General features: G+C 47.9%; 9 protein-coding genes. All 9 read left to right on the top strand.

Annotated features, from left to right (window positions below; translation table 11 throughout):
* The first annotated feature begins 458 nt into the window (after positions 1-458).
* The 9 genes from QFX39_RS00530 (at position 459) to rrp42 (ending at position 6,692) form a co-directional block, all read left to right on the top strand.
* Complete coding sequence (locus QFX39_RS00530; protein ID WP_300476349.1) at positions 459-1,004, top strand: 50S ribosomal protein L15e; 546 nt, start codon at positions 459-461, stop codon at positions 1,002-1,004.
* Positions 1,005-1,030: 26 nt separating this feature from the next.
* Entirely contained in the window at positions 1,031-1,438 is a 408-nt protein-coding gene (locus QFX39_RS00525; RefSeq protein WP_300476347.1) for an RNA-binding protein, read from the top strand.
* A 73-nt stretch (positions 1,439-1,511) separates the two neighbouring features.
* Entirely contained in the window at positions 1,512-2,291 is a 780-nt protein-coding gene (rnp3, locus tag QFX39_RS00520; protein WP_300476346.1) for a ribonuclease P protein component 3, read from the top strand.
* An 81-nt stretch (positions 2,292-2,372) separates the two neighbouring features.
* On the top strand, positions 2,373-2,747 hold the full coding sequence (rnp2, locus tag QFX39_RS00515; RefSeq protein WP_367185375.1) for a ribonuclease P protein component 2: 375 nt from the start codon (positions 2,373-2,375) through the stop codon (positions 2,745-2,747).
* 63 nt (positions 2,748-2,810) lie between these two features.
* The gene (psmA, locus tag QFX39_RS00510) at positions 2,811-3,557 is read left to right on the top strand and encodes an archaeal proteasome endopeptidase complex subunit alpha (protein WP_013295890.1); all 747 of its coding nucleotides are present in this window, start codon (positions 2,811-2,813) and stop codon (positions 3,555-3,557) included.
* A gap of 4 nt (positions 3,558-3,561) precedes the next feature.
* A complete protein-coding gene (locus QFX39_RS00505) occupies positions 3,562-4,260 on the top strand; it encodes a ribosome assembly factor SBDS (RefSeq protein ID WP_300476340.1) in 699 nt (232 codons plus the stop codon).
* A 44-nt stretch (positions 4,261-4,304) separates the two neighbouring features.
* A complete protein-coding gene (rrp4, locus tag QFX39_RS00500; RefSeq protein WP_300476337.1) occupies positions 4,305-5,168 on the top strand; it encodes an exosome complex RNA-binding protein Rrp4 in 864 nt (287 codons plus the stop codon).
* Positions 5,165-5,887, top strand: a complete 723-nt coding sequence (gene rrp41 / locus QFX39_RS00495) for an exosome complex exonuclease Rrp41 (RefSeq protein WP_300476335.1) — start codon at positions 5,165-5,167, stop codon at positions 5,885-5,887. Before rrp4 ends, rrp41 begins: the two co-directional genes overlap by 4 nt.
* Complete coding sequence (gene rrp42, locus QFX39_RS00490) at positions 5,877-6,692, top strand: exosome complex protein Rrp42 (protein WP_300477118.1); 816 nt, start codon at positions 5,877-5,879, stop codon at positions 6,690-6,692. Before rrp41 ends, rrp42 begins: the two co-directional genes overlap by 11 nt.
* The last annotated feature ends 108 nt before the right edge of the window (positions 6,693-6,800 follow it).

The raw sequence follows: 6,800 nt of genomic DNA, 5'->3' as shown, positions 1-6,800 counted from the left end.
TAGATTACAGTAAGATCAATAAGAGATAGGTAGATTACAGTAAGATCAATAAGAGATAGGTAGATTACAGTAAGATCAATAAGAGATAGGTAGATTACAGTAAGATCAATAAGAGATAGGGCTGACGCATTAGAGAGCACCAAATTTGATATAGATTAACTAAAATCAATAATCAGTAAGACATGTAATGGTATTTACAATGTATGATCTGGATTTCATGGATTATCTGCATAATGTTTACCGGATATAAATTCCAGCTTAATCTAGCTTAATGGACTTAAATTCCAGACCAAAATGGTTAATGACACTAAAATCGTGCATAAACAGATTTATTCATGGAACCAACAGTAAACTTTTTAAGTGACCACATCAAATGTAGTAGTACATAAACCGCTATTTTTAAGGGATATGATCCCATGGATGTGGCGTAAAGCCGAACAGAATAGAGGTGTAAAACAATGTACAAATATGTTAAAGACGCATGGAAAAATCCAAAGGACTCCTATGTAAGGGAGCTTATGTGGGAAAGGACCCCAAAATGGAGAAGGGACCCTGTAATTAAAAGGATTGAAAGGCCAACAAGAATAGACCGTGCAAGATCACTTGGTTACAAGGCAAAACCTGGATACATAGTTGTGAGGACGCGTGTAAGGCGTGGTAGCCAGAGAAAAACCAGGTTCAAGGCAGGTAGAAGACCCAAGAGAATGGGTGTTAAGAAAATCACAACTGCAAAGAGCATAAAGAGGATCGCAGAGGAAAGGGTTGCAAGGAAATACCCAAACATGGAGGTCCTCAACTCCTACTGGGTCTGGGAGGACGGAAAATACAAGTTCTATGAGGTCATCCTCGTTGATCCAAACCACCCAGCAATAAAGAATGACCCCAAAATAAACTGGATCTGTGAAAAGCAGCACAGGGGACGTGTGTTCAGGGGTCTCACAAGTGAAGGTAAGAAGAACAGGGGCCTCCGAAACAGGGGTAAAGGGGCTGAAAAGGTAAGGTAAAGCCCCACTTAATTATTTTTAGGAAAATGATACATAACATCTCCTACCGCCTCATGGTTTACGGTACCGAGGATGAGGAAAAGGTCCTTGAGGCCCTCAGAAACATAATACCCGCTGCAGCACCTGAAAGGGAAATGGCTGAGGGCTACCATGGAAACCCCATCACAGTTTTAAGGGGCAGGGTGGACCGCAGAAGGGCTCTAAGAGAATTCATGGAGAAATTCATTGAGGTCTTCAGGGGCAGAATGGATGAACTCGAGGACCGGTTCGATGAAAACGGTAACCTGTTCATCCGACTGGATAAACAGGAGGCCCTTGAGGGGATCTGGAAACCTGTAAGGCACGGTGATGCAATACACCTCAAGATCAAGGTGGAGGCCTACCCTGCAAAGAAGGATGTTGCAGCTGAGAATATAAGGAAATTACTTGAATAACTGGGTCATATAGCACGATGAATCCTTTAACTTCCATTAGGATGCTCAAATAACCGATTTCAGCAGGGTTCATATGAAATCCTTTGACTTCAAGGAGGATGCTCGAATAAGTGAGTCCTCCAGGCAGATTAAATTCTTTGACTTCCACATCCAGGCAGGTGACCATGATTCCAGTCTGCGACTTCTTGCTGAGGCTTCCCGCCTCGGATACCATGGGGCTGTTCTGGTCTGTCCCGATGAGACCTACAGCAGCCTTCAGCCAGAGATTGAACTCCTGAGGGATAACCCTGAAATCAGGGATCTTGAGGTGGCAGCCGGTGTTATGATAAACGCATCGAACCCCCAGGATATGAGGCGCAAGGTTAACCGCTTCAGGAGGAAGGCCGACGTTGTATACGTTTCAGGGGGTGACCTTAAGGTGAACCGCGCCGCCTGTGAGAACCCCCGGGTGGATGTCCTCTCTGCACCCTACTCCTCAAGGAGGGACGCTGGAATGAACCATGTCCTTGCAAGGGAGGCTGCAAGGAACAGGGTTGCAGTTGAACTTTTCACCACCGATATCATGGGCTCATGGCTCAAGGTAAGGGCGAGGGTTCTTGAGTACTTCAGGGACATCCTTAAACTCCACAGAAAATTCGATTTTCCACTCTTACTCTCAAGCAGGGCATCATCAATATATGACCTCCGCACACCCCGTGACCTCATGAACCTGGCAGGGTGCTTTGGCATGGGTCCCCAGGAGGCAGGGAGGGCTCTCTCATCAACACCATCCTCCATAATCGAATACTCACGCAAACGCCCCCTTATGATTGCAGATGGTGTGAGGCTTGTGGAGGATGAGGAAGAGGTCTGAAAAGAGCCAAATGGAAACTGGAATAAAAAAACAGACTTGTGATGATGAAGAACAGGACTGAAACCTGGTGAAGACATGAGGATGAAGATACTCCCCCCCACCCTCAGGAACCCAAAGAGGTACATCGCCTTTGAACTGATATCCGAGAGGGAGTTCTCAAGGGATGAAATCGTATCCCTCATATGGGACAGCTGCCTCAAACTCCACGGCGAATGTGAGACATCAAATTTCCGTTTATGGCTCATGAAACTCTGGCGATTTGATTTCCCGGATGCAGTAAGGATCAGGGGGGTGCTTCAGTGCCAGAGGGGTTACGAGGGAAAGGTTATGGCTGCCCTCACAGCGGCACACCACCACAGCGGGACAAGGGTGGTATTCCATATACTGGGACTCTCAGGGACGGTGCGCTCTGCAACACAAAAGTTTATTAAACCTTCCAAGAAAGATAAATACTGACTGATTTGTATCACATGTCTCATGATTACCAGATTTATTCATCAATAAAGAGAGGTTAGAAAAATGCAACCACTTCAAAGCGCAGGATACGATAGGGCCATTACGGTATTCAGCCCGGATGGCAGACTATTCCAGGTGGAGTATGCAAGGGAAGCAGTTAAGAGAGGAACCACTTCTCTTGGAGTAAAATCAAAGGAAGGAATAGTTCTTGTAGTGGACAAGAGGCCCACAAGTAAACTGGTTGAGCCGAAATCCATAGAAAAGATATTCCAGATAGATGAACACATAGGGGCCGCAACATCTGGGCTGGTGGCAGATGCAAGGGCCATAATTGAAAAGGCAAGACTCGAGGCCCAGATAAACAGGATAACCTACAATGAACCCATAAGGGTTGAAAGCCTTGCCAAGAAGATATGTGACATGAAACAGATGTACACCCAGCACGGAGGTGTCAGGCCCTTCGGAACAGCCCTCATAATAGGTGGTGTAAACGGGAAGGGCTGCAGACTCTTTGAAACAGACCCCAGCGGGGCCCTCATAGAGTACAAGGCCACAGCCATAGGGGCCGGCAGACCAGCGGCCATGGAGGAATTTGAGAAGAAATACACCGATGACATGAACCTCAACCAGGCAATAGAACTGGCCCTCGATGCGGTCTATGAGGCAACAGAGGGTAAAACAACACCTGAAAGTGTTGAGATAGCTGTTATAGAAGCCGCAGATAAGAAGTACAGAAGGCTTCCTGATGATGAGATCAGGGACCATGTTGAGGAACTCCTGATCAGGAAGGAAAAGGAGGAAGAGGAGTAAAAAAATGGTCAGCCTTGAAGATGCGGTTATCGCCCGGCTCGAATCCCATGGCGAGCGATTCGAAATTCTAGTGGACCCTGACCTTGCAGCTGAATTCCGGAGAGAGGATTCAGAGGTCAGTGTTGAGGATGTTCTGGCGGTCCAGGAGGTCTTCAGGGACGCCAGAAAGGGTGATAAGGCATCTGAGGAGGCCATGAGGAAGGTCTTTGAAACAGCGGATCCTCTTGAGGTAACACCCATAATACTTCAGAGGGGGACAATACAGCTCACTGCAGAACAGAGAAGACAGATGATAGAGGATAAACGCAAAAAAATCATCAGTAAAATTGCACGTGAAGCTATAAACCCCCAGAACGGACTTCCTCACCCTCCAAAAAGGATTGAAAAGGCAATGGAGGAAGCAAGGGTTCACGTTGATCCATTCAAAACAGTTGATGAGCAGGTCAACATTGTCCTGAAGGCCATAAGGACCAAGATCCCCATAAAATTCGAGAAGGTCACCGTTGCCATAAAGATACCAGGCGACAGGGCCGGCCCAGCCTACGGCGTGATTTCCAGTTTCGGGAAAATAAAGAATGAGGAATGGCAGAGTGACGGGTCATGGATAGCAGTGGTTGAGATACCAGGGGGTCTTCAGGATAGTTTCTACCAGAAAATCAATGAACTCACCGGCGGTAACGTTGAGACCAGGATTATCAAGTAAACCCTCCTCTCCTTTTTCGCCTTCAAAAAACAGGGAGGCATAATGTGTTACTCGTAAATGAAAAGGACCTGGTTGTTCCAGGTCAGGTTCTGGCAGAAAATGATTACTACCCTGGCAGAGGGACATTTAAAGAGGGTAAAAAAATATGTTCATCATTCGTTGGACTTGTTTCTGTCAGAAATAAGAAGATAAATGTGATACCACTTCAGAGCAAATACATCCCCAAAAGGGGAGATGTGGTGATTGGTGAAATCACGGATATAAGGTTCTCAATGTGGGGCCTGGATATAAACTCCCCCTACAGCGGGCTCCTGCCGGCATCGGAGGTTTTCGGCAAGGAGAAAAGGGAACTTGAGAACGTCTTTGACATAGGCGACGTGCTCCTTTTAAGGGTAGTTGATGTGGACGAGGTCAAGAAGGTTAAACTGGGCCTTAAGGGCCGGGGCCTTGGAAAGTTCAGGGACGGAATTCTGGTATACATAACACCCACAAAGGTTCCAAGGCTCATAGGCAAAAGGGGATCCATGATAAACATGGTCAAGGAGAAGACCCACTGTGATATCGTTGTGGGCCAGAATGGAGTCGTCTGGATAAAGGGTGAACCCGATATGGAGAGGATAGCCGAGAGGGTTATATTGATGATAGACCGTGAGGCCCACACATCAGGACTCACAGACCGTGTAAGGGAACTTCTGGACAGACTCACCGGCACTGAACCCACTGAGCTGGATGAGGATGACGGGTCTGAAGTGTCTGAACCGGAGGCTCCAGTTGAGGATGCCGCGGAGATGGAAAAAGAAACAGAAACCCCTGATGACATAGGAGAATATGAAGAGGAATTATCCGAGGGCGAAGAATCAGGGCATGAAGAAGTTAAGGATGAAAATAATTCCGAGGAACAGAGGTGATTGGTATCATCACACAGGATCAGCTGAAAACCTCCCCCAGTGTCAGGGAGGATGGAAGGGCATTTGATGAACTCAGGCCCCTGAAAATTGAGGCTGGAATACTTGAAAGGGCTGACGGTTCATCCTACCTTGAATTTGGAGGTAACAAGATACTTGTAGCTGTTTATGGGCCAAGAGAGGCACAGATAAGGAAGCTGCAGCGACCTGACAGGGCAGTTATAAGGTGCAGGTACAACATGGCACCATTCTCTGTTGAGGAGAGAAAGAGACCGGGTCCAGACAGGCGCTCTGTCGAGATTTCCAAGATAACCGCGGAGGCCCTGAGGCCTGCACTGATACTTGAAAAGTTTCCAAGGTCCGTCATAGACGTTTTCATAGAGGTTCTTGAGGCAGAGGGCGGTACGAGATGCGCGGGTATCACAGCAGCATCCGTGGCCCTTGCAGATGCCGGGATACCCATGAGGGACATGGTTGTCGCCTGTGCCGCGGGTAAGGTTAACGACCAGGTTGTCCTTGACCTCTCTGAGGAGGAGGACAAGGCCGGGCAGGCGGATGTACCGGTTGCAATCCTACCAAGGACACGTGAGATCACACTTCTCCAGAGTGACGGAAACCTGTCAGAGGATGAATTTGAAAGGGCCCTTGACCTGGCAGTGGAGGGTTGCCTCAGAATACATGAGGTTCAGAAAGAGGCCCTCAGAAAGAGGTATGGTGAATAAAATGGATATAATACCTGAAATTACAAGAAAAAGTATAACAGACCTTATAAATAACAAGGAGCGAATTGATGGAAGGTCACTCCATGAGTTCAGGGACATATCCATTGAAACAGGGGTGATATCCAAGGCTGAGGGTTCCTCAAGGGTCAAACTCGGCAACACACAGATAATAGTTGGTGTAAAGCCGCAGATAGGTGAACCATTCCCTGACACCCCTGAGATGGGAGTGATACTCACAAACTCCGAACTACTACCCATGGCATCACCAACCTTTGAGCCAGGGCCTCCCGATGAGCGTTCGGTTGAACTATCAAGGGTTGTTGACCGCTGCATAAGGGAGAGTCAGATGATAGACCTTGAAAAACTCTGCATAATAGAGGGCAGCAAGGTCTGGATGCTGTTCATGGACCTCCACATAATCGACTACGACGGCAACCTCTTTGATGCCGCGGTACTTGCAACTGTGGCGGCGCTCCTCGATACAAGGATACCCACTGCGGAGGTTGAGGATGGTGAGGTCCTTATTGATAGGGAAAATATGCAGCCACTCCCCATCAACAGGAAGGCCCTAATGTGCACCTTTGCAAAGATTGGTGATGAGATAATACTGGACCCATGCCTTGAGGAGGAGGACATACTCACCGCAAGGCTGTCCATAGGGGTGACAGAGGATGGCTCCATATGCGCCATGCAGAAGGGCGGTGAGGGGGCCCTCACAAGGGAGGATGTCCTGAGGGCGGTTTCCATTGCAAGGGAGAAGGTGCCACAGCTCATCGAGTACCTTGATAAGTCAATGGCACCCTGAATCCCTAGAGGAATCAGAGGTCACCATATTCCAGTGGCTCTGTTCTCATGAGTAGTTATGGTTGGGAGGAATCGGAGGTCACCATATTCTGGTGGCTCCCCAAATCTT

Origin of the sequence: Methanothermobacter sp., assembly GCF_030055425.1 — an archaeon.
Lineage (GTDB): Archaea > Methanobacteriota > Methanobacteria > Methanobacteriales > Methanothermobacteraceae > Methanothermobacter.
This window is presented reverse-complemented; position numbering and strand designations above follow the sequence as displayed.

What these genes read in the sequence shown, in the direction of transcription:
- rrp42 (WP_300477118.1), top strand. Translation starts at nt 5,877, where the DNA reads ATGGTGAATAAAATGGATATAATACCTGAAATTACAAGAAAAAGTATA.
- rnp3 (WP_300476346.1), top strand. Translation starts at nt 1,512, where the DNA reads ATGAAATCCTTTGACTTCAAGGAGGATGCTCGAATAAGTGAGTCCTCC.
- rnp2 (WP_367185375.1), top strand. Translation starts at nt 2,373, where the DNA reads ATGAAGATACTCCCCCCCACCCTCAGGAACCCAAAGAGGTACATCGCC.
- psmA (WP_013295890.1), top strand. Translation starts at nt 2,811, where the DNA reads ATGCAACCACTTCAAAGCGCAGGATACGATAGGGCCATTACGGTATTC.
- QFX39_RS00530 (WP_300476349.1), top strand. Translation starts at nt 459, where the DNA reads ATGTACAAATATGTTAAAGACGCATGGAAAAATCCAAAGGACTCCTAT.
- QFX39_RS00525 (WP_300476347.1), top strand. Translation starts at nt 1,031, where the DNA reads ATGATACATAACATCTCCTACCGCCTCATGGTTTACGGTACCGAGGAT.
- QFX39_RS00505 (WP_300476340.1), top strand. Translation starts at nt 3,562, where the DNA reads ATGGTCAGCCTTGAAGATGCGGTTATCGCCCGGCTCGAATCCCATGGC.